Source organism: Luteimonas sp. Soil_C_16, from assembly GCF_057657295.1.
The window spans coordinates 225,896-248,249 of record NZ_JBDGIS010000003.1 but is presented as its reverse complement, the minus strand read 5'-3'; the positions used below and the strand labels follow the sequence as shown (position 1 = coordinate 248,249).

Sequence of the window (22,354 nt, the reverse complement as noted above, 5' to 3'; positions counted from 1 at the left end):
CCGCTGCTCGCCTTGCGCGCCCCGGTCATTCGCCTATCGGAACGTGCCGCACGGCGCCGCTGACGGGATCGAGCCGCAGCACGGCGTGCGCATCGGTATCGGCGATCCACACCGCATCGCTGCCGATCGCCAGACCGCCGGGCGCGTGCAGGCGCTGCGGCAGATCGAAGGAGGTGAGTTCGCCGCCGCCCAGCCGCAGGCGGCGCAGGCTGTCGTTGCCGGCATCGGCGATCCACAGCACCGGCGCGTCGGGCTCGAGCGCGAGCGCCTGCGGATGCTGCATCCGCGCGTCGGTGCGCGGACCGTCGACGCGACCGAACTGCCAGGGATCCTGGCCGACCAGCGTCGACACCGCGCCCGTGCGCGTATGCACGCTGCGGATCGCCGACCCGCTGGCATCGCAGACATAGAGCGTCTGCTGCACGCAGGCCAGCGAGACCGGTTCGCCGAACGAGGCCATCGACCCGCTGCCGTCCATCACCGCGAGCTTGCCGTTGCCGGCCAGCAGTTCGATCGTCGAGCGGCCGAGATCGAGCCGCCAGATGCGATTGTCGCCGGCGCAGGCGATGTAGAGCTTGTCGCCGGCCAGCACGATGTCGCGCGGCTGGTCGAGCGCGACGGCGCGCGGATCGCTCAGCGCACCTTCGGCGGTGATGCCGGGACGTCCCGCGCCGCAGATCGTCGAGATGTCGCCGCTGCGCAGTTCGATGCGCCGCACCGCGTGATTGCCGGTGTCGGCGACGTAGAGCACGTCGCGTTCGACGTAGATGCCGTGCGGCCGGGTGAACGCGGCCAGTTCCATCGGCCCGTCGATGAAGCCGGGACTGCCGCTGCCGAACTGCCGCAGCACGCGGCCGCTGGTGTCGCATTCGAGCACGCGGTGGTGACCGCTGTCGGCGACGTAGAGGAAATTGCCCGCCAGTGCGAGACCGACCGGAAAGCGCAACGGCAACGGCGGCTCGCCGCTGCGGCGCATGCGGATCGGATCGCCATTGACGGCATGCGGGGTGAGCTCGGCCGCGAGCGCGCTGACGCGCGCATCGAGTTCGCGGATGCCACCCTCGCCGACGATGCGTTCGCGCACCCGGCCCTCGCCGTCGATCAGCACCACGGTCGGCCAGGCGTCGACGCCGTAGTGCTGCCACAGCGTCCAATCCGGATCGTGGGCGACCGGGAACTCGATCTGCTGGCGATGCACGCGTTTGCTGCTGCGGCGCGATTCGCGCTCGGCATCGAACCGCGGCGCGTGCACCGCCACGACGTTGAGACGCTCGCGATGCCGTGCACGCAGATGGCCCAGATCCGCCAGACGCTGCTGCGACCAGGCCGAGGCGAGGTTCACGAACGCGAGCGCACACACCTTCCCCCGCAGCTGCGCCATACGCAGCGGGTCGGTCAGGTTCAGCCACTCCAGGCTGGCCGGGAACTCGGGTGCGGTCACGGCGTCGGTCATGCCCGGATTATGCGCGAACGGCCGGGGCGCCGCGTCGATGCCGCGCGACGACCCCCGCGGCTGCCGCATCGACCAGTTGCCAGACCGATTCGAAGCCTGCCGCGTCCCCGGTATACGGGTCCGGCACGTCGCCGCCGCCCTGCCCGGCCCAGTCGAGCAGCAGGGCGATGTCGCCGGTGGCATCGGCCGGCTGGCGCTCCCGCACGATGCGCAGGGTGCTGGCGTCGGCGCACAGCAGCACGTCGAAATCGCGGTAATCCGCGTCGTCGAGCTGGCGGGCACGCAGGCCGGAGATGTCGACGCCGTGCGCCGCGGCGCTGCGGATCGCGCGCGGGTCCGGCGGGTCGCCGACATGCCAGTCGCCGGTGCCGCAGGAGTCGACCTCGAGGACGTGACCCAGACCGGCCGCCTCGATCCGCGCGCGCAGCGCGCCTTCGGCCACCGGCGAGCGGCAGATATTGCCCAGGCACACCACCAGCAGGCGGGTCATCCGCCGGCCGCCAGGTGCGCGTCCGCGCGGGCGAGATCGTCGGGCGTGTCGACGCCGGGTGGGAACGGTTCGGCGGCGATGCCGACCGCGACCCGGTGCCCGGCCTCGAGGACGCGCAACTGTTCGAGCATTTCGATCTGCTCCAGCCGCCCTGGCGGCATGGCTGCGAACGCCTTCAGGAAGCCGACGCGGTAGCCGTAGATGCCGATGTGCCGCCACCAGTCGCCGTCGGGCATGACGTCGCGGCTGCGCGCGAATGCATCGCGCGGCCACGGGACCGGCGCGCGACTGAAATACAACGCATCGCCGTGCGCGCCGCGCACGACCTTGACCGCGTTGGGATCGAGCAGCGTCTCGACGTCCTCGACCGGCGCGCACAGCGTCGCGAGATCCACGCCTGGCTGCGATGCGAGCGCCGCGACCGCCCGGATGCCCGACACCGGCGCGAACGGTTCGTCGCCCTGCAGGTTCACGACCACGCGCGCGTCGTCCCAACCCGCGAGCGCGGCGCACTCGGCCAGGCGATCGGTACCGGAGGGATGGTCGGGCGACGTCATCGCCACCTGCACCGCGGTGCCGGTCAATGCGTCTCTCACGCGGGCGTCGTCGGTCGCGACCCAGACCTCGTCCGCGCCGGCCGCCAGCGCACGCCGCGCGACATGCAGCAACATTGGCTCGCCGCCGAGCAACTGCAGGGGCTTGCCCGGCAGGCGGGTGGACGCGTAACGCGCGGGAATGGCGACGACGAAACCGGTGGATGTGCTCATGCCGGAATTGTCACAGATCGCGGCGCACGCGGCTGTGGGGCGCTTTGCTGCGCCTGCGCAACGGCCAACACGGTGGAGCGATGGATGGATAGAGCAAAACCAAACCCGTCGAGTCACAAGCTGTGCGCGGGTAGTACATATCGCGAGCGTCGGCCCTCACCCCAACCCTCTCCCTGAAGGAGACGGGCTCACGCCGCGCGCTTTCGGTCAGCGCTCGCTCATCGCAGCTTGGCCAACCGATCCAGCAACGCGATCCAGAACGCCTCGGGCAACTCCCCCGACACCGGCACGCTGTAATGGCGCTCACCGGCGAAGCGCATGCACTTCACCGCGTCCTTCTCGGTCATCAGGACCGGCAGATCGCTGCCGAAACGCAGGTCCTCGGCGGTATAGCGGTGATGGTCGGCGAAGGCATGCGGAACGATCGCGATGCCATGGCTGCGCAAAGTCGCGAAGAAACGCTCCGGATCCCCGATCCCCGCGACCGCGTGCACACGCTGGCCGGAGAAGCGCGACAGCGGCAACGCGCGACCGCCGGCCAGCGGCAGCGCTTGACCGGTCAGCAGGCGCATCGGCCATTCGCCGAATTCGGCTGCGACATCGGTCGCGCTACCGGTGTTGAGCACGCGGAAATCGACACCGGCACTGCGTGCGGCGAGTTCCCGCATCGGCCCGGCCGGAATCAGCAGACCATTGCCATAGCGACGCGCGCCATCGATGACTTCGATTTCGACATCGCGGCGCAGCCGGTAATGCTGCAGACCGTCGTCGCAGACCACGATGTCGCAGCCGGCGGCGATCAAAGCCTTCGCAGCGGCGACGCGGTCCGCGTCCACGCGCACCTTCGCGCCTGTGCGCGCGGCGATCAGCACCGGCTCGTCGCCGGCGAGTTTCGGATCGGTCACCGGCTCGACCCAGCGCGGCGTGCGGGCGTCGTCGCGGCCGTAGCCGCGACTGGCGACGCCCGGTGTCCAGCCCGCGGCCTGCAAGCGCGTGACGATCGCGATCGTCAACGGGGTCTTGCCGCTGCCGCCGGCGATCAGGTTGCCGATCACCAGCACGGGCTTCGACACCTTGCGCGGCCGCACGAATTTCAGCCGCAGTCGCGATGCGGCGCCGTAGACACGGGCGAGCGCGCGCGCGTGCAGCGGCGGACGGCTGCCGTCGAACCAGTACCGCGGTGCCTTCATCCAGCGTCACCTTCGCGGAACTGCATGCGATGCAGGCGTGCGTACAGACCACCCTGTTCGAGCAACTGCTGGTGCGTGCCGTGCTCCACGAGCCGGCCGTGGTCGAGCACCAGCACCTGGTCGGCATGTTCGATCGTCGACAGTCGATGCGCGATGACCAGGGTCGTGCGGTCCGGCATCAGGTGTTCGAGCGCGTCCTGCACGAGACGTTCGGATTCGGTATCGAGCGCGGCGGTGGCTTCGTCGAGGATCAGGATCGGCGCGTCCTTGAGCATCGCGCGCGCGATCGCCAGGCGCTGGCGCTGGCCGCCCGACAGGCGACCGCCGCGACTGCCGATGCCGCTTTCGAGCTGCCTGGGCAGTTTCTCGATGAACTCCATCGCGTTGGCGCCGCGGATCGCCGCGTCCAGCGCGTCGGGCGACACGCCGGCCATCTCGCCGTAGGCGATGTTCGCGGCCACGGTGTCGTCGAACAGCATCACCTGCTGGCCGACCAGCGCGATCTGCCGGCGGACATCGGCCAGCCTGTACTCGTCGATCGGATGGCCGTCGAGCAGGATCTCGCCTTCGGCCTGCGCGTAGAAGCGCGGAATCAGCTTGATCAGCGTCGACTTGCCGCTGCCCGAGCGGCCGACGATCGCGGTCACCGTGCCGGGCCTGGCGATGAAGCTCACGTCCTGCAAGGCAGGCGCGTTCTGGCCCGGGTAGCGCGCGCCGACGTTGCGGAACTCGATCTCGCCACGCGCACGCGCCAGCGGCCGCGAGCCGGTGTCGCGTTCGTCGTCCGAATCCAGAATCTCGAACAGGCGCTCGGCCGAGGCCACGCCCCGCTGCAGCATGTTCTGCACGTTGGTCAGCTGCTTGAGCGCGGGAATGATCGCCATCATCGCGATCATCAGCGCGACGAAGCCTCCGGCGGTCAGGCGACCCTGCGACGCCTCGTAGCCGGCGATGACGATCAGCAGCGCCAGCCCCACCGAACCCATCAGCTGCACGACCGCCGAGGAGATCGCGCGCGTCGCCTCGACCTTGAGGTTCAGTCGCATGTGGGTATCGGCGACCGCGCGATAGCGCGCGTTCTCGGCCGCCTGCGCGCCATAGATCTTCACTTCCTGCTGGTTGCTCAGCGACTGGTCGGCGGCCTGCAGCAGCAGCGCCGAGCTGTCCTGGATGTTGTGGCTGACACGGCGGTAGCGACGCGCGACCTTACCCATGATCCACGACAGCGGCGGCGCGATGACCAGGATCGTCAGCGTCACCTGCCAGCTGGTCCACAGCATCACGACCAGCGAGGCGATGATCTGCAGCGACTGCTGGATCATCACCTTGGCCGCGTCGACCGCCGCCTGCGAGACCTGGTCGGAATCCGAGCCCAGACGCACCAGCATCGACGGCACCGGCTCGGCATCGAAGCGCATGCCCGGCAGCCGCAGGTACTTGCCCAGCACGCGCACGCGCAGATCGCGCGCGATGCCGCGGCCGGCCTTGGCCATGTTGTAGTCGGCCAGATAGCCGGCGACGCCGCGCATCACGAACAGACCGATGATCGCCGCCGGCAACCACAGGTTCACACCCGCGTTTTCGCCGACGAAGGTCTCGTCGATGATCGGCTCCATCATCTTGGTGAAGGCGCCGCCGGCAGCCGCCTCGATCAGCATGCCGACCAGGGCGACGGACAGCAGCCCGCGATAGTCGGTGGCGAACTGCAGCAGCCGGCGATAGACCGGCCAAGCGCGATCTGCGCGCGCGGGTCCCGGCGTCGGCGCGTCGTGCTGCGCCTTGTCCACAACGGTACTCATGTCATTCCTCTTGCGTGGCCGCAGCGGGCGCGGCCGCCGTCTGCGGCGCGGTCGCATTCGCGATGCGCTTGAAGCCGAGCTGGCCCAGCGCGTCGTAGGCGGTCACGACGGCCTGCCACGGGGTGCGCGCATCGGCGCGCAGCAGCACGGTGCGTTCGCGGTCGTCGCCGGCGACCTCGGCGATCGTGCGCTTGAGCGATTCGACATCCGTGCGCAGTGCTTCGCGGTCGTCGACGAAGTACCGGCCGTCGGCGTTGATCAACAGACTCAGCGTGCCGTCCTGCGCGTCGTTGCGCTCGCCATTGGCCTGCGGCAGTTCGAGCTTGAGCACCGAGCGCGCATCGAAGGTCGTCGTGATCACGAAGAAGATGATCAGCACCAGGATCACGTCGATGAGCGGCACGAGGTTGAGTTCCGGATTGTCCTCGGCGCGGCGGTCGCGGATGCGCATGGGTCAGCCCTGCACCGGTGCCTGCACCTGCACGCCACGGCGGTTGCGCGGATCGATGACGTCCATCAGCGCGATCGCCTCGTGTTCCATCTGCACGATGTAGCCGTCGATGCGCGCGCGGAAGTGGCGATGGAACATCAGCGCCGGCACCGCGACGATCATGCCCGCCGCCGCGCACACCAGCGCCTTGCCGATGCCGCCGGCGAGCTGGTTCACATCGCCCACGCCGTGGTCCATGACGCCCATGAACATCTGGATCATGCCGACCACGGTGCCGAACAGGCCCAGCAGCGGACCGGCGGCGGCGATTGTGCCCAGCGCATTGAGATAGCGCTCCATGCGGAACGCGACGTGGCGGCCGACATCCTCGACCCGCTCGCGGATCTCCTCGCGCGGGCGGTTGCGCACGTCCAGCGCCGCGGCCAGCAACGCGCCCAGCGGCGCGGTCCCGCGCAGCGATTCGATGTGCGCGGGATCGAGCGTGCCGCGCGCGGCCCAGGCACGGACTTCCTCGCCCAGGCCCGGCGGCAGCACCGCCTTGCGGCGCAGCGCCCAGAACCGCTCGACGATGATCGCCAGCGCGAATGCCGACAGCAGCAGCAAGGGCAGCATCGGCCAGCCGCCAGCCTTCACCAGTTCGAGCACGCCAACCCCTTCGGCCGAAGGCCGGTTCAATCCGGGGAATAGGATAGCCCAGCCTGCACGGCCGCTTCGGCCCGGGGTTCCCGCCGCTCGATCTGCCGCGCGGCATCCCACAACCGCGGCCGCCGCACGCGTTCCTGCGTGACTCCCAGGCCGCCGGCCTGCAGCCGGAACCGGGTCGCGCCACCGCCTGCGGTGCTGCCCACCGCAGCTCCCGCCTGCGTCCAGCGCTCGACCACCTCGTCATGTGGATGCCCGAAGCGGTTGCCGTGCCCGGCCGACATCATCGCGACCGCAGCGCCTGTAGCGCGCACGAACGCGGGATCGGATGAACTGCGGCTGCCATGATGGGCGGCGATCACGACATCGGCCTCGAGCGAAGCCGCATCGCGCCGGATCAGCAGACGCTCGACCAGATCGTCGATGTCGCCCGGCAGCAACGCGGCGCCATGTGCGGTCTCGACCCGCAGCACGCAGCTCGACGGGTTGCGGAATGCGGGGAAGTACAGATCCGGGTGCAGGAAGCGGAACGTCACGCCGTCCATGCGCCAGGCGCTGCCCATCAGGCATGGCGACGCGCCCGGCACCCGGTCCCATTGCGGCGCGAAGATCACCGGCGCAGCGAAGCGTCGCTGCACGGCGCCGAAGCCGCCGGCGTGGTCGGCATCACCGTGGCTGACGACGATCGCGTCCAGCCGCCGCACGCCCAGCGCCTGCAGCGCGGGCACCACGACGCGCTCGCCGGCGTCGTAGGCCTCCGGCACCGCCGGGCCGGTGTCGTAGAGCACCGCGTGATGCGCGGTGCGGATCAGCACCGACAGGCCCTGCCCCACGTCGAGCACCACCACTTCGGCCTCGCCTTCTCGCGGCAGTTGCCGATCCGGCCACAGCAATGGCAACCACAGCAATGTCGCCAGCCATTTCCCCGGCACGCCGCGCGGTAAGAGCATCCAGAACGCGGCCAGCAGGGCGAGCGGCAGCGCGAGCCAGTGCGGCTCGGGCAGCCACCACAGCGAGATCGGGCTCGCGGCCAGCCAGTCGAACAACGGCCAGCTCAGATCGAAAGCCCACGCCGCGCTGCGCCAGGCCCAGTCGCCGGCGCCGCTGTGGATCGCCTCCAGTCCGGTGCCGACGAGCGCCAGCGGCACCACGACCAAGCTCCACCAGGGGATCGCGACGAGATTGGCGATCGGTCCGGCCAGCGAGGCCTGTCCGAACAGGATCACGGTCAGCGGCAACAAGCCGATGGTCGCGACCCATTGCGAGGCCAGGAGGCCGCGCAGCTTCGACAGCTCGCGCGCGTCGGGCAGGCACCAGACCAGCCAGGCGACACCGGCGAAGCTCAGCCAGAAGCCCGCCGACAGCACCGACATCGGATCGACCAGCACCACGGCGATCGCGGCATAGGCCAACGAGTCGGCGATGCGCAGATGCCGTCGCGCCAACCGCGCGATCACGACCACGCCGATCATCAGCACCGTGCGCACGGTGGGCAGCTCCCATCCTGCAACTGCCGCGTAGACAGTGCTCGCCAGCAACGCGACGATCGCCGCCGCCTGCGGTCGTGGCAGCCAGCGGCCCAGCCATGGCAGGCACCACCACACGCCGGTCGCGACCAGCGCGAAGAAGCCGCCGACCATGCCGACGTGGAAACCGGAGATCGCGATCAGATGCGTCAGCCCGGTCGCACGCAACGCCTCCCAGTCCAGATCGCCGAGCCCGCGCGTGTCGCCGATCGCGAGCGCCCGCACATAGCGCGCACTGTCGCGGTCGACGACCGCATCGATCCGCGTCGCGACCCGCTCGCGCCAACGATCCACGCCGCCGCCGGCTTCGAGACGCGTGACCGGCTCGGCGCTGCGCACATACCCGACCGCAGTGACCCGCTGCGCCATCGCGCGCTTCTCACCGTCGAACCAGCCGGGGTTGCGCAGCCCGCGCGGCGCACGCAGCCGCGCGGTGAATGCCCAGTCGCTGCCGGCGTACAGCTCATACCGCCGGAGATCGGGGCCCTCGCGCCGATCGTCGTACCACGACAAACGCAACAGACGTCCACGCAGAGATTCGGGCACAGCGTCGTCACCGGCAACCCGGAACAGAAACGCCGTGCGCTGCGGCTCGTGCACCGGCAGCCCGATGATCTGCCCTCGCACCCCGAAATCACCGCGCTCCATCGTCGTCGGCAACTGCAGCGACAAGGCATGCGCCGCGTGCAGCCCGCACAGCATTGCGCCAACAACGAAAGCCGCAACCAGGCGCCCTCGCCCGCTCCCGACTGCCCAGGCCGCGAAGGCTGCAGCGAGCGCAAACGTCATCACCCACCAGGGCGGCAGACCGGGCAACTGCAGACAGGCGATCGCGCCGAGCACCAGCCCGGCGGCGACGCCCAGCCCCAGTCCGGGCACCCGCTGCGCGTTCACGTGCCCGGAAGCCGGTCCAGGGGACTGCGTACACCCAGTCCACCGCGCTGGAGCACATGCGTGTAGATCCGCGTCGTCGACAGATCCTTGTGGCCAAGCAGAGCCTGGATCGTCCGGATGTCCTGACCTGCGTCGAGCAGGTGCGTCGCGAACGAATGCCGCGGCGTGTGGCAACTGGCGGGTTTATGCAGGCCGATGCGCACGCGCGCCGTGTGTATCGCGCGTTGCAAGACCGACTCGTCGAGATGATGCCGTCGCCACACGCCCTCACGCGGGTCGCGCGACTGCTGCCGCGCGGGAAACACGTATTGCCAACCCGGCTCCCGCGCGGCACCGGGATATTTGCGCGCCAGCGCGTCGGGGAGCCACACCGCCCCCTGGCCCGCCGCGAGATCGGCAGCATGCAAGTGCAAGGCACGCTTGATCTCGTCATGCAGACCCGCCACCAGGCGGTCCGGCAACGGCACATGACGGTCCTTGCCGCCCTTACCCTCACGCACGACGATCTGTCTTTGCGCGAAATCGACATCCTTGACCCGCAGGCGCATGGCCTCCATTAACCGCATGCCCGTGCCGTAAAGCAGACGCGCGAGCAAGGCCGGTCGCCCCTCCATCGCCAGCAACAGCCGCTGGACCTCCTCGACACTCAAGACGACCGGCGCCCGCCGCGGCCGCTTCGCGCGGACCACGTCATCCATCCACGGCAGTTCGATACCAAGCACGTCCCGGTAAAGAAACAACAGCGCCGCCAACGCCTGGTTCTGCGTGCCCGCTGCCGCCTGATGCCGGGTCGCCAAACCCGTCAGAAACGTCTCGACCTCCGGTCCGCCCATCTCCCTCGGATGCCGCTTCCCGTTCGCCAGGATGAAACGCTTGATCCAACCGACATAGGCCCGCTCGGTCCGCACGCTCAGATGCCGCACCCGACACCGAGCCCGCACCTGATCGAGCAAGCGCGGCGCCGCGGCTGCCGTTACCACCCCGTTTCCGTCGGATAACACGGTGCGCCTCCATGCGCCGGATAACATCGGCAGGCTAATCCGCGCCCACACTGAGACGACTGCGGCAAGCCGTTGATCCGCCGTCGGATTTCCCCGCTTTGCGAGCACCCGAGTTCCACCGCATACTCGACGCAACACCCCGCTTCCGGGGTCGAATACTAGTTAGGCGGTAGGTTGAGCATCAGCATATTCATTGCGGTTACAACGATGCTCGTTCCAGGTCTCCTTTACCTGGGGAAGATTTCTGTGCTGAATGACCGCAAGCGCTGGCTACGATTGATCTTTCTAGCCGCTTTGAGCGTAGTAGTCGCTGCAGGACTGCTCCTCGCCGGCCTTATCGGACTCGCTTTCGCTGTAGCGTCCTCAATTCCCTTCCTTCACCTCATTCTTTTCCGCGTCTGCCTGAGACTGTTCGTCGGACTCAACGGGCGAGAGCCAAAGGATGCCTCCCTCGCGTGGACCGCTGGCTTGGTTGGTGACCGGGCCTTTTCGTTCACATATGTTCTGCTGGCATTCGGCGGCGCTTTTGTGCTTGTTGCTCCACTAATCTGGCGCACCCAAGCTGCCGCCTAACAATTCATTCAAGCCGACGCCGCTTCGCGGCGCGGCTTAACTCAAGCGTTAGGCATCACATGACAGATTCGAGCTACGTTTGTGCCAGTTGCGGCAGGACGCACGAGGGGTTGCCCACAGACTGGGGCTTCAAGCTGCCGGATGAAGCCTTTGAGCTTTCCTACATGGACAAGTATCGGCGCACCCGCTCTAACACCGACCTTTGCGTCCTTGATGAGCAACGCTTTTTCATTCGCGGCATTCTCATGATTCCATTCAACCACCAAGAAGGTGAGTTTGCTTGGGGCGTTTGGGCCGAGGTCTCAAAGCCTGAGCATGACTTCTACGTGGACAACTACAGCAACGAACTCGTCCAAGGCACCAAATTTCAAGGAAAGCTCGCCAACACCATCCCCGGCTTTCCTGAGATCACCGGGCTGCTCCTCGACATTGAGATTCAGAGTGCAAAGAGCCGGCCCATCTTTACGTTTCCGCTGTCCGCGGATCATGAGCTCGCTATTGACCAACGCGATGGCATCGGTCACGCCAGACATCATCGACTCCTTGAGTTGTGCGGCCACTTCGACGAGAGTGATTCCTAACAACTCATTCAAGCCGAAGTTGCTTCGCAACTCGGCTTAATTCAAGCGTTAGGCCAACATGGAGGACTCGATGCGAGCTCTGGCTTTAGCCGTTAGCTTTCTTCTTGCCGGGTGCGCAACTCATCCGACATTGCTTGACATAACAAATTCAGCGGAATTGACCTTTGCACGGGAGAATGGCGCGCAAGGCTACCCGGGTGGCTTCGAGGAATTGAATGGAAAACGCATACAAGGCTACCCCAGCGTCATTCGAGTGCCCGCCGGGGAGCACATGATTGTCTATAACTGCCCTAATGTCATCTCCATGGATTTCCGTCCAGAGGTACGTGCATCATTCGTGGCAGGCCAACGTTATATTCTTGAGTGCGGCGCCAATGAGCCAGGCGCCATTCGCAAGCGTTAGCTGTTGGCCCAACAATTCATTCAAGCCGACGCCGCTCCGCGGCGCGGCTTAGCTCAGGCGTTAGGCCGCTATGGCACCACTGCTCAAGTTCCTCGCAAGATCCGCCGCCGTAGGTGCTGTAGTTCCTGTGGTGTTCTCGCTCTTGGCCCTTGCAGTGCCACTCTTTCCCGTTTGGCTGCAAGTGATTGTCTTGGTGCTTTGCCCGCCTTATATGTTTTTCCTAGCTACAGCGACGTGTGAGCCGTTTGATTCGTGTTCGTTAAATATGCTTGCGCTAGTCATGCTCTCTAACACCGTCCTCTATGCATTGCTTGGTAGTGGGGCGTATGCGGCGGCGTCATACCTTCGGCGGCGGTCAGGAAGGCCGGCCCCAGGTGGCGCGGCCTAACAGTTCATTCAAGCCGAATCCGCTTCGCGGATCGGCTTAATTCAGGCGTTAGGCGGCATGAGACAGATTCTGGTAGCTCTCGCATTAGCAATCGCAATGTCAAGCTGTGCAGCTCAACCCTGCGAGCTGTGTAGTCGCTGGCGCTCCAATGCCAAACTTACGCTGCAGGAAATGGAAAAGAGCACGCTCTTGTCGGATAAGCAACGCCAGTTCTTTCGCAATGACTTCTATGGCCAGCTGATAGTTGAGACGCGAGAGAGGGACTCTCGTTCTTACTTCCCTGACGAGTCGCCTGAAAGCGCTGCATGGGAGCCTTGGCACCTGATTTCTCGCTCCGGCAGCACCTTCCTTGTTAAGCACTCTGTAGGTGGCAATCCAGTTGTACGGGAGATCACACTTGCTGGAGACTGTTACCAGGTGCTCCAGCCCAATCTAGGGTTTGGGGAGTGGTTCTGCAGGGAGCTATAGGTGGCCGCAATGCCGCCTAACAGTTCATTCAAGCCGACACCGCTTCGCGGCGCGGCTTAATTCAGGTGTTAGGGGGCAGAGACAGTTTATGGATTGGCATCATGTTCTCTTTGCCATGGAGCAAGGCACACCGGGCTTGCTCGCACTTGCAGCAACGTTGCCTTTCTTCGCCCTCAATGCATCTCCTGGTCGCAAGCTTTGGGCCTCGTCCCCCAGCCTTGCCGCTCTTCTGGTGTTCTTCGGGTCCTGTCTCTTGGCAGGTGTGTCGGGTATTGAGACTTCGCAGTTCGCTGAACTCTTGCCTATGGCAGGCTTTATTGCGGCACTTATTCTGGTTCTGCCTTCAACCTTCTCGCTTCGTTGGCGCTGGATCGGCCTGCTTCATCTACTCACTGCTGCTGCCGTCGGGTACTTGTTGTTCGTCGCCACCCTGGCAATTAGCCATGACGCCACGTAGGCCGCCCCCTAACAATTCATTCAAGCCGAAGCCGCTGTGCGGATCGGCTTAATTCAAGCGTTAGGCCTCCATGATCTTTGCCGTCGAAACCGAAGAAAGATCGCTGACGGTTTTCCCAACCGAGCGCGACGTTGTGGCGTACTGCGAAGGGCTTGATGTTGAGGTTGCTACCTGGTTGTTCTGGGCCGCTGATGGCTCGCCGCTAGAGGCGGAGTTCATCACCCCCAACAAGCGAGGTTGGTTTTCTGTCCAGAGCGGCAATTACCGCCTGACTCCGGCGTCGCCAGAGCATCACGCGCATCTCGCTGAAGCGTTACATGAGATCGCAAGGCTCGAACCTACACCGCTCTTCAAGTCGCTTCTGCAAGTTCGCGAGCACCTTGTCCAAAATGGCGCTGGCACGTCGGATGAGGCCTAACAGTTCATTCAAGCCGACGCCGCTTCGCGGCGCGGCTTAATTCAGGCGTTAGGGCGCACATGAAGCTTGCTCGGTCTCTGGCGGCACTAGTAGTGTTCATCGTTTCGCTGCTTGGCTGCGAGATGCAGCAGACACATACGGACGTCTCTGGAAAGCCGAAATATCGGGAGTTTGTTGGAGACACTTGCGAGCTTCTTGTAGCCCTCCGTGCCCATGGGGTAATGAGGAAGCTCGCAAGGGAGAAGAAAACTGACTACATTTCTATTTGGAACCCCGGATTCAGCGGGCCAGAAAGAACGTTTTCTCTCTCGCTCGCGCCTGGGACTCAAATGCGTGTTCTTTCTGCTCGGGAATGCTCAAATTGTCTGTTCGAAGCTCTGGCTGAGTACCAAGTAGCAGTTGTTCCTGAGCCAGTTGAGTTTGAGGGTAAGCCGGCCTTCGTACGGGCTTCGTCTTTCACACCACAGCACGTACGGTGCGGCAGTGCGCTCTAACATTTCATTCAAGCCGAACCCGCTTCGCGGGTCGGCTTAATTCAGGCGTTAGCCGTCAATGATCGTTCCTGAGCTGCTCGGTCTCTCAAGCTCCGATCTCGCCGCTGGAGAGCTTGCTCCAGACCCGGCGCATTGCCTCGTCCCGATGCTAGCTACGATTGGACCGAGCTCCGGCACCGCTGGGGACGACTTTTCCTTCATTGCGGCCACGCCAAGTGCGATAGCTGAGTCGGGGAGGCTTGGATGGGGGCGTGGCATGTTAATCGTGGATTCGTTCTCTTGGCCCCAGGTTGAGCGCTTGGTCAATCGCCTCCTTGCACAGGCCTCCCGGCCAAGCTGGCAAGAGGTTGCCCAAGCTCTCAATCACGAGTTGCTGTGGGAGTTTGACGGGTACCGTCCGAGTTGACGGCTAACAATTCATTCAAGCCGAACCCGCTTCGCGGGTCGGCTTAATTTCGGCGATAGGCCGCTATGAGACGTCTCTTGTACTTATGGGCATTCCTCTACCTGGTTGCCATCGCTCCCTGCGTTGCGCAGTCCGTCGCAGAGCAGCAAGATGCTCGCGTCATCGAGAACCTCCGCGCGGCTGGCGCCGATACGTCCAAGCTACATGACATCGACTTCTTCATCATGCTCTCTGGCCGAGCCGGAGCCGAGGTTGTCGCAGCGGAGATGGAGCAGCTCGGCTATAGCGTGGTAGCAGTCACCGTGTCACCGGATCAGTCGCAATGGCAGGTGCACGCTAAACGCCGCATGGCTCCTCAACTTGAGGCAATGACCGCCATCACTCGCCACCTGGAGGCTTTGGCTTCTAGGCATGGCGGCTACTACGATGGCTGGGGTACGGGTGCAGTCGAGTAGCGGCCTAACAATTCATTCAAGCCGATGCCGCTTCGCGGCACGGCTTAATTCAGGAGTTATGTGCCATATGAAATATGCCCTGTGTCTGACACTTGCTGCTCTATTGACAGGTTGCGGTAGCGGCGGATTTACGGAGGTTACTCCGTCGGTGCTGGTCCAGAGCTCCAGCTCTTGGGACGGAAAGTTTGTCAGGACTTGCGGCTTCGTTGTTGCCGATGGCAATAGGTGCAATCTCAACGTGTGCGCCGACGGGGATACGCCAAGCTCTGCAGCCTCATGCCGGGCGGTTGAGACAATTCACCTCTCCAGCGTCGCGTGCGTCCAAGGTCAATTGCCGCGCGAGGGTCTAGCTATGATTGACGGCTATTTTCTGGCTCTGAAAAAAGACCCTGACTTGAAAGATGAGAGCCCCTTTGTTCTGCGTCGGGCACTCATCCAGCCAGTGATAAAACAGTGCGTTATGGATGGCGCCTAACAATGCGCTCAAGCCGAAATTGCATCGTTACGCCAGCCGTATGGCAGAAAGAGCTTGCCATGTGTCCGGCTACGCGCTGCAATTCGGCTTAACATAGGTGTTAGCCCTCACTGGAGAGTGTGTTGGAATCATTAACGCCGTCGCTGAGTCAGCTCACTGCAATCAAGTGGCTCTTGGTGTTTATCGCCATCTGCGCGCTGGGGGTGCTGATTAGTTTCTTTGTTCTTGTAGTCAATATGCTGGATGCAATCAAAGAGGGCAGGAGCAAGAGCAGGAGCCAAGCAAAGAGTTCGGAGCTCGATGAGCTCCTCGCCTCCGGACAAAGCAAAGCGGCGAAGTTAACTGCAATGGAGTGGGTTGCGGCACAGCCATTCAAGCCTGAGGCGCACTGGGCACTGGCTAAGGCGCACTATCAACTTGGTGAGCTATCGGAGGCCAAGCAGGTGCTCAATAGCCTGCTCAAGTTTGCCCCAGAGGAGCATTACCGCGTCGACGCTTGGCTGGAGTTGCTAGAGACTGAATTTTCAGAGAGGCGGCTCAAGCCGGCACCCTAAGGTGAGGGCTAATAATTCATTCAAGCCGATACCGCTTCGCGGCACGGTTTAATTCAGGCGTTAGGCGTCACACAATGCACATCTGGCACCGAGCCATCCTAGCTATGTTGGTCTTGACCGCACTGCTCATAGCGTGGCCTGGCTTCGTCTACGTGATCGGTCTTGCCAAGGTGCATAGTCGGCCGACGCCCGCAGATCCGACCATCTTCAGCCCCGAGGCGATCTCCACGGCATGGCTGCAGTGCGGCGAGGAGCTGCCCATCGCAGTTGGAGTTGCCAATCCTTGGCAAGTGGCGGGCACCCTTTTGTTCGACGACCCGCGTCGCGCAAGTGCCGGCGAGCGTGCTGCCTGGCAAATCGCTAGCACTCATAATGCGTCGCACCCTGTGAGCAGCAACTTGTGGTGGCACACTTCTGGCACCGCGCTGTCGATCTGGATCACTCGCCATTGGTCTGCCGAGCAGGTAGGCGCCACCTTGGTCAGAGACAACTTGTGCAAGTGACGTCATTCAAGCCGGCACCGCCAAGCGGCGCGGCTTGACTCGAGCGTTAGCGCTCATGAGAAAGATTCTCGCAATTCTAATTCTCACACTCGTTATTGCAGCTGGAGGATTAGCTACCTTCGTGGCCGCGCGATTTGGGGATCCAGTCGCTATCGATTCATTTGAGTTTTTGGGCTGCAGCGGCGACTGGACAGATACAGAGGACTCACCGGAGATCTAGGGTATGGGTTCGGACACAGGCGCCACCTATTTGTTTCGCGACCCTAGGACCTGCGGGGCAAGCACCGGACGCAACCCACGGTCCATTTTTTAGCTCCGGGGTCATCAATCTTCCGTACGATTTGTACAACCCAAAGAAGGTGTCTGCCCTGTGCTCGTGCGAGTTCTGGGCAAAGTTCACGTTCCGATCTGAGTCGCTTGCGGTGACTTCGGCAACATTCGACGATCATGTGGCGCGGCTCGAAGGTTATTGGCCTGAGCGCTAACAACTCATTCGATCCGATGCCGCTTCGCGGCACGGCTTAATTCAGGCGTCAGACGTCTATGGAAGCAATTGAAGCGTTCGGACCAAAGCTCGCGGCTCTCATGGTGCTCCTCGCAGTCTCATACGGCCTGTTGTCCGTTGCCCCCTTGTGGTGACCAGCCACCGTCGCTTTGCGCTCCCGCCCTCCATTGCCACGCCGCTATCTGTTCGTCGGGGTGATTGCGGCCTTGGTGTATGGGGTCTTCTCTTTCCTAGCGTTCGCAATTCTGCTTCCGGTCGAGATGTACGAGATCTTTGTCGCGCCCCAACTGGAAGTGTCGGGTGTAGCTGCAGGCGCACCACTCTTGCGGATATCAGGCTTCGTTACGACTACTGGTGGTTGCTCATCCCGCCCACCCAACTGATCCTCACGTGGTACGTCACGCGTAAGTTGAGGGCGAGGTGGGCGCACATATGTGCAGCGCCATCTAACAATTCATCGAAGTCGAAGTCGCCTCGTGGCTCGGCTTAATTCAAGGTGTCAGGCCGCACATGAGCAGATCTTCTGGAATGAAAATTGAGTACGGGTGGGAGCATCTACGTCCGGTCCATCCGCTATTCATTGCAACGCTCATTGCGTAATGTTTTGGAGTTGCACTGAGTCTGTAAGTTCAAGGACTAAGCTGGTTCGACGCCGCATGACTTCGAGGCGCGCCGGCCACGCTCCCCGGCTCCGTGTTGGGTATCGGGGTCCAGTCTTATCTCAGGCCTGGCAGCATCCCAGAGAATCGCTCTATCGTTCTGCTCATGGCGCTCATAGCAGTTGGGTTTCTTGCGGTCGCGCTGTTCATGCCTCCAAGCCATGGCATTGCGGCCTAACAATTCATCAGCTCAGGCTTGATATGGCAGAAGATGCTCCCCTCGTGCTCGTTATGGGCGGGAAGGCTCGCAGTCTGGTTTATTCAATCCAGGAGATGCCGATGCGTTGGATTTCGAAAGTGTTCGCACTACTCGTTTTGATCACGGTGACGACTGCCAGCCAGGCTGGCCCCACTGACTCGTTCGTGGTGTCGGCAAAGCTGACAAACGCGGGTCGAACTTTCGGGGAGCCTAACGCCGTGGTGCTGGCCAATGCGCCCGCGACCGTCGAGGTCGCAGGGTCTGACGGCTACACCCTCATGGTCACGGTGTCCGAAATCACGGAGGACCAGATTCAAGTGGTCGCGAATCTCGACTCACCCCACGGTTCCATGGCGCCCACGATCGTCGTTCGGCCGGATGAGGCTGCCAGTGTCCGGGACGGGGAGCTCGGCCTCGAAGTGACGGTCAGGCGGCGTGGCAGCTAGAGAAATCTGGCGCAGATCGCATGAGCGATATCCGCCTCTTCCGTCGCACGATTCCGCTCATCGAACGCACTCCGTCTGTCTTGCTTGGCGGGTTGCGATTCGTCACGTATCGACGCCCGCGTCGATCCAGAGATGTGCTGCGACTTGGGGAGGCGTGCACGTCGGATTGGTGCAACGCGCATAACGTGATATGACGTTATGAGGCAGCCAGAACTCAGCGAGATCGCACAACGATCGAAAACGTTTCGCCATTCCATGAACGGAGATTCGGTATGCGCAAGGCCACAATTCTGATGTTGACTGCGACCCTGATGGTCGCGGGTTGCGCTTCTACCGAAAGCGGGCGCGGGTTATCGGGTGAAGAGCGGGCAGCGCAATCTGCGCAGCTCCGGTCGGATCGTCTTGACAACAACTGGCACAAATATCGTGACCAGGAGCGCGCCGTTGAAGCGCGACGGGAAGTCAAAACGCTTGACGCGCAAGCACAGGGCAAGCGGCAGCCCGGCACGCCAAGCAACTGAATCAGCACCCGCGCGCCCGGAGGGCGGACCTCCTTCAGCTTCATCGATCTTCGGCGTCAGCAGATGTCGTCGCGAGTCGTCTTGTGACTCTACGTCTGGGATGTCGTGCGCGCATCGAACTCGCGTCGACAGGATGCCGACCCGCATGCGATTGCAGCCGCTCTTCGATGTCGGCAGTTCGATTTGCGTCGTGCAGTCAAGCAGCCTTGCCCGTCCAGCATGAAGACCGCAACTGACATGTGCGTTCTCCACATGGCGCGTGGAAGCGCTGGCCAATGCCCTTGGCCGACGCCGCCGCAGATGGGCATCGTATTCCTGTGACTGGCATTCGCATCCGCAGCTTCGCACCTGTCGTCGGCGATCACGCACGCGTGCTGGTGCTCGGCAGCATGCCGGGTGTGGCATCGCTGGACGCGGATCGCTACTACGCGCATCCGCGGAATCTGTTCTGGCCGATCGTCGGCGCGCTGTTCGGATTCGATCCGGCGCTGCCTTATGACGCGCGGCTTGCGCAGCTGACGGGCCGTGGCGTGGCGCTGTGGGACGTGGCTGGCGAATGCGTGCGGCCGGGCAGTCTCGATGCGCGTATCGAGGCGGGCAGCGTGGTGCCGAACGATATCGGCGGGCTGCTGGCGCGCTATCCGGGGATCACCCGAATCAGGTTCAACGGCGCGGCGGCGGAAACGCTGTTCCGGCGGCATGTGCTGCCGACGCTCGACGTCGTGCCCGATCTGCTGCGTTTGCCCTCGACGAGTCCGGCGCACGCGGCGCTGGGATTCGAGGCGAAGCTGGCGGTGTGGCGTGCGGGGTTGGCCGACGTTTGAGGTGCGTTGGACTTGGCGATACCCAGTTCCCCAACCCGCCATGCGCCTCGGTCATCGATCGACTCCAAGGCAGATGCTCGCCGACGAAAGAGATGTCCCGGTTTCCCGCGAACAGGCCGGAGGCCGGGTGCGATTGATCTCCCGGACCAGGTCGGTGCCTCATGCACCCAACGAAATTTCCAGCCGCAACGGATCGTCCCGCTGACCAGGGGCCACGCGGGCAGCGCCGCTGGCATGCTGATGCCCTGCACTCGCCGCCGCTGGAGCCGCTGCCATGACCCTGCTGATCAATCCACGTACCCACGATCTCGGCGGTTTCGAGGTGCGCCGCGCGGTGCCGACCTTGCAGGCGCGCAGCGTGGGGCCGTTCGTGTTCGTCGATCACATGGGCCCCGCGATCTTCGAAAAGGGCGCCGGCGTGGACGTGCGACCGCATCCGCATATCGGACTGGCGACGGTGACGTTCCTGTGGTCGGGCACGATCCATCACGCCGATACGCTCGGCTACTCGCAAGACATCACCGCGGGCGACGTGAACTGGATGACGGCCGGTCGGGGCATCGCGCATGCCGAGCGCACGCCGCAATCGCTGCGCGAAGGCGAGCACCCGCTGCACGGCATGCAGACCTGGGTCGCACTGCCGAAGACGTACGAGGAAACCGCGCCGGAGTTCCATCACCATGCCGCGGCGACGCTGCCGCAGTTCCGCCGCGAGGGCGCCTGGGTGCGGGTGATCGCCGGCCGCGGCTTCGGTGAGGAATCGCCGGTGCGCGTGTTCGCCGACACACTCAACGTGGCATTGGATCTCGAGCCGGACGCCGAGCTCTCGATTCCGTCTTCGCATGCCGAGCGCGCGCTCTACGTGCTCGAAGGCGAGGCGCAGCTCGACGGCGCCGACATTCCGCCGCGTCACCTTGCGGTGCTGGATGCCGGGGCAGTCGCCCGGCTGCGCGCGAAGACGCCGCTCAAGGCGATGCTGTTCGGCGGCGAACCGCTCGACGGGCCGCGTCACCTGTGGTGGAACTTCGTGTCGTCGTCGAAGGACCGGATCGAGCAGGCCAAGGATGACTGGCGCGCCGGCCGCTTCGGCACCGTCCCGGGCGACCCGGAATTCATTCCGCTTCCGGAACGGTGACGGTTGTCACAATCGCTACCGCGCCGCAGCATGGATGCAGGCGTATGGTCGGAAGTCGAGTCACAGGGGACCACGACGATGCTTTCGATCCGACCGCTTGCGCTGTTGGGCGCACTGTTCTGTGCGGGCACGGCGCACGCGCAGACCGCCACCGAATGTCCGCAACTGCCACCCGATGCGGCCGTGCGCTGGGAAGTGCAGCCTGGGCCCGATTTCGTGTTCTGCCGCGCGATGGACGTCGCCAGCGGTCAACAGGCCTTCGCCGTGACCGTGGGCCGCAGTGCGACTTTCAAACCGCGCCGCAACGACCGCGTGGGCGATCGCGTCACCATCGATGGCACACGCACCTGGTGGCACGCGCCGGACAACGAGCTGACCGGCGCACTGGTGCGCGAAACGCTGCTGGAATTGCCGTCGGGCGATTACGCACACATCATCGTGCGCGCACGGGATGAGGCCGATCTGACGCGTTCGCTGCGCGATGCCGAATCGCTGCATTTTTCGGACGTGCACCTCGGCAGCAAGTAAGCCGAGACTGCTCGCCTGCCTGTGGTGCCGAAGCCCGATGGCGTCGTCACCCCGGGGACGTCCGGGGTGCTTCACGCCGATGTGCAACGCGGGCAATCCTGCGACTTGGATCCGAGCGCAGAGCAGCAATCAGACCGTCGCCAGTCGTGCGAAGCGCTGAATCCCGGCGTTACCAGACCTGCGTCTGTTGAAAGCCGCCGGGATCACGGATAGCTGGAGATGCGCTCGATTCGAACGTCGTCCATTTAGAGGCGTATCAGAAACGGCCCTGCTCGAAATCGACGAACGCCTGCATCAGTTCTTCGCGGGTGTTCATGACGAAAGGGCCATGACGGGCGACCGGCTCGCGCAACGGGCGACCGGCGACGAGGATCAACCGCGCGCCGGTGTCGCCGGCTTCCAGGATCAGCTGCGCGCCGCCCCCGAGCACGGCGAGTTCCTGTGACGCCAGCGAACGGGCGTCGTCGCCCTCGCCCACGCGGACGGCGCCTTCGAAGGCATAGGCGAAGGCGTTGTGGCCGTCGGGCAGCGCGTGGCGCCAGGTCGCGCCGGGTGCCAGGGTGATGTCGACGTAGAGCGGATCGGTCGCGGGCTGCGCGATCGGTCCGGCGACGCCGTCGACGACACCGGCGATCACTTTCACCGATACGCCCTCGCCCGCCTGCACGACCGGGATGCGGTCGGGCGCGAATTCCTGATAGCTCGGCGCGGTCATCTTGTCCTTCGCCGGCAGGTTCACCCACAGCTGGAACCCGCGCATGCGGCCGGCCTCCTGTTCGGGCATCTCCGAATGCACGAGTCCACGACCGGCGGTCATCCACTGCACGCTGCCGGGCACCAGCAGGCCCTCGTTGCCGTGGTTGTCCTTGTGCCGCATCCGGCCGTCGAGCATGTAGGTGACGGTCTCGAAGCCGCGATGCGGATGCTTCGGGAAGCCGGCGAGATAATCCTCGGGCGTGTCGGTGCCGAACTCGTCGAGCATCAGGAACGGATCGAGGTCGGGCAGCTGCGGGCTGCCGATGACACGGGTGAGCTTGACGCCGGCACCGTCGCTGGCGGGCATGCCGCGCACGTGGCGGATGATGCGGGCGGCATCGGGGGTGGTCATCGGGCGGCTCCTGTCGGATGTGCCGACACGATGCGGGCGCG

The 22,354-nt window shown here is 64.4% G+C and carries 21 protein-coding genes and 1 pseudogene; 12 read left to right on the top strand and 10 right to left on the bottom strand.

Annotated features, from left to right (window positions below; all coding sequences use genetic code 11):
* Positions 1 to 25: 25 nt before the first annotated feature.
* From AC3A5T_RS07510 to AC3A5T_RS07470, 9 genes and pseudogenes are all read right to left on the bottom strand, one after another.
* Positions 26 to 1,453, bottom strand: coding sequence for a thioredoxin-like domain-containing protein (locus AC3A5T_RS07510; RefSeq protein WP_487628029.1), 1,428 nt, complete (start codon positions 1,451 to 1,453; stop codon positions 26 to 28).
* A gap of 7 nt (positions 1,454 to 1,460) precedes the next feature.
* Entirely contained in the window at positions 1,461 to 1,943 is a 483-nt protein-coding gene (locus AC3A5T_RS07505; RefSeq protein WP_487628028.1) for a low molecular weight protein-tyrosine-phosphatase, read from the bottom strand.
* On the bottom strand, positions 1,940 to 2,710 hold the full coding sequence (kdsB, locus tag AC3A5T_RS07500) for a 3-deoxy-manno-octulosonate cytidylyltransferase (RefSeq protein WP_487628027.1): 771 nt from the start codon (positions 2,708 to 2,710) through the stop codon (positions 1,940 to 1,942). Before kdsB ends, AC3A5T_RS07505 begins: the two co-directional genes overlap by 4 nt.
* A 218-nt stretch (positions 2,711 to 2,928) precedes the next feature.
* Positions 2,929 to 3,900: a tetraacyldisaccharide 4'-kinase gene (lpxK, locus tag AC3A5T_RS07495; protein ID WP_487628026.1), complete on the bottom strand. Its 972-nt coding sequence runs from the start codon at positions 3,898 to 3,900 to the stop codon at positions 2,929 to 2,931.
* Positions 3,897 to 5,699, bottom strand: a complete 1,803-nt coding sequence (gene msbA, locus AC3A5T_RS07490) for a lipid A export permease/ATP-binding protein MsbA (RefSeq protein ID WP_332076861.1) — start codon at positions 5,697 to 5,699, stop codon at positions 3,897 to 3,899. The genes lpxK and msbA overlap by 4 nt, the downstream gene beginning before the upstream one ends.
* A 1-nt stretch (position 5,700) precedes the next feature.
* Positions 5,701 to 6,150 carry an ExbD/TolR family protein gene (locus AC3A5T_RS07485; protein ID WP_332076860.1) on the bottom strand — a complete coding sequence of 150 codons (450 nt, stop codon included), beginning with the start codon at positions 6,148 to 6,150 and terminating at the stop codon, positions 5,701 to 5,703.
* Between the two features lie 3 nt (positions 6,151 to 6,153).
* Positions 6,154 to 6,795, bottom strand: a complete 642-nt coding sequence (locus AC3A5T_RS07480; RefSeq protein ID WP_332077694.1) for a MotA/TolQ/ExbB proton channel family protein — start codon at positions 6,793 to 6,795, stop codon at positions 6,154 to 6,156.
* Positions 6,689 to 9,212, bottom strand: a pseudogene (locus AC3A5T_RS07475) (DNA internalization-related competence protein ComEC/Rec2); the annotation flags it as partial. The pseudogene AC3A5T_RS07475 and the gene AC3A5T_RS07480, both read right to left, overlap by 107 nt.
* Positions 9,209 to 10,213, bottom strand: a complete 1,005-nt coding sequence (locus AC3A5T_RS07470; protein WP_487628025.1) for an integron integrase — start codon at positions 10,211 to 10,213, stop codon at positions 9,209 to 9,211. The gene AC3A5T_RS07470 and the pseudogene AC3A5T_RS07475, both read right to left, overlap by 4 nt.
* Before the next feature lie 632 nt (positions 10,214 to 10,845).
* Here AC3A5T_RS07470 and AC3A5T_RS07465 point away from each other — a divergent pair.
* The 12 genes from AC3A5T_RS07465 (at position 10,846) to AC3A5T_RS07410 (ending at position 21,205) form a co-directional block, all read left to right on the top strand.
* Positions 10,846 to 11,367: a DUF2199 domain-containing protein gene (locus AC3A5T_RS07465; protein ID WP_487628024.1), complete on the top strand. Its 522-nt coding sequence runs from the start codon at positions 10,846 to 10,848 to the stop codon at positions 11,365 to 11,367.
* A gap of 1,347 nt (positions 11,368 to 12,714) precedes the next feature.
* A complete protein-coding gene (locus tag AC3A5T_RS07460; protein ID WP_487628023.1) occupies positions 12,715 to 13,083 on the top strand; it encodes a hypothetical protein in 369 nt (122 codons plus the stop codon).
* Between the two features lie 70 nt (positions 13,084 to 13,153).
* Positions 13,154 to 13,501: a hypothetical protein gene (locus AC3A5T_RS07455; RefSeq protein ID WP_487628022.1), complete on the top strand. Its 348-nt coding sequence runs from the start codon at positions 13,154 to 13,156 to the stop codon at positions 13,499 to 13,501.
* 552 nt (positions 13,502 to 14,053) lie between these two features.
* Positions 14,054 to 14,401, top strand: a complete 348-nt coding sequence (locus AC3A5T_RS07450) for an Imm8 family immunity protein (protein WP_487628021.1) — start codon at positions 14,054 to 14,056, stop codon at positions 14,399 to 14,401.
* Positions 14,402 to 14,478: 77 nt separating this feature from the next.
* The gene (locus AC3A5T_RS07445; protein WP_487628020.1) at positions 14,479 to 14,856 is read left to right on the top strand and encodes a ribonuclease E inhibitor RraB; all 378 of its coding nucleotides are present in this window, start codon (positions 14,479 to 14,481) and stop codon (positions 14,854 to 14,856) included.
* A 597-nt stretch (positions 14,857 to 15,453) separates the two neighbouring features.
* Positions 15,454 to 15,885, top strand: coding sequence for a tetratricopeptide repeat protein (locus AC3A5T_RS07440; RefSeq protein ID WP_487628019.1), 432 nt, complete (start codon positions 15,454 to 15,456; stop codon positions 15,883 to 15,885).
* A gap of 74 nt (positions 15,886 to 15,959) precedes the next feature.
* On the top strand, positions 15,960 to 16,388 hold the full coding sequence (locus AC3A5T_RS07435; RefSeq protein WP_487628018.1) for a hypothetical protein: 429 nt from the start codon (positions 15,960 to 15,962) through the stop codon (positions 16,386 to 16,388).
* A 1,443-nt stretch (positions 16,389 to 17,831) separates the two neighbouring features.
* Positions 17,832 to 18,197 carry a hypothetical protein gene (locus AC3A5T_RS07430; protein ID WP_487628017.1) on the top strand — a complete coding sequence of 122 codons (366 nt, stop codon included), beginning with the start codon at positions 17,832 to 17,834 and terminating at the stop codon, positions 18,195 to 18,197.
* 272 nt (positions 18,198 to 18,469) lie between these two features.
* The gene (locus AC3A5T_RS07425; protein ID WP_487628016.1) at positions 18,470 to 18,718 is read left to right on the top strand and encodes a hypothetical protein; all 249 of its coding nucleotides are present in this window, start codon (positions 18,470 to 18,472) and stop codon (positions 18,716 to 18,718) included.
* A 317-nt stretch (positions 18,719 to 19,035) separates the two neighbouring features.
* On the top strand, positions 19,036 to 19,542 hold the full coding sequence (locus tag AC3A5T_RS07420) for a DNA-deoxyinosine glycosylase (RefSeq protein ID WP_487628196.1): 507 nt from the start codon (positions 19,036 to 19,038) through the stop codon (positions 19,540 to 19,542).
* A gap of 274 nt (positions 19,543 to 19,816) precedes the next feature.
* Entirely contained in the window at positions 19,817 to 20,677 is an 861-nt protein-coding gene (locus AC3A5T_RS07415; RefSeq protein ID WP_487628015.1) for a pirin family protein, read from the top strand.
* Positions 20,678 to 20,755: 78 nt separating this feature from the next.
* The gene (locus AC3A5T_RS07410; protein WP_487628014.1) at positions 20,756 to 21,205 is read left to right on the top strand and encodes a hypothetical protein; all 450 of its coding nucleotides are present in this window, start codon (positions 20,756 to 20,758) and stop codon (positions 21,203 to 21,205) included.
* 256 nt (positions 21,206 to 21,461) lie between these two features.
* Here the strand turns inward: AC3A5T_RS07410 and AC3A5T_RS07405 are convergent, their stop codons facing one another.
* Positions 21,462 to 22,313, bottom strand: coding sequence for a pirin family protein (locus AC3A5T_RS07405; protein WP_487628013.1), 852 nt, complete (start codon positions 22,311 to 22,313; stop codon positions 21,462 to 21,464).
* Positions 22,314 to 22,354 lie beyond the last annotated feature (41 nt).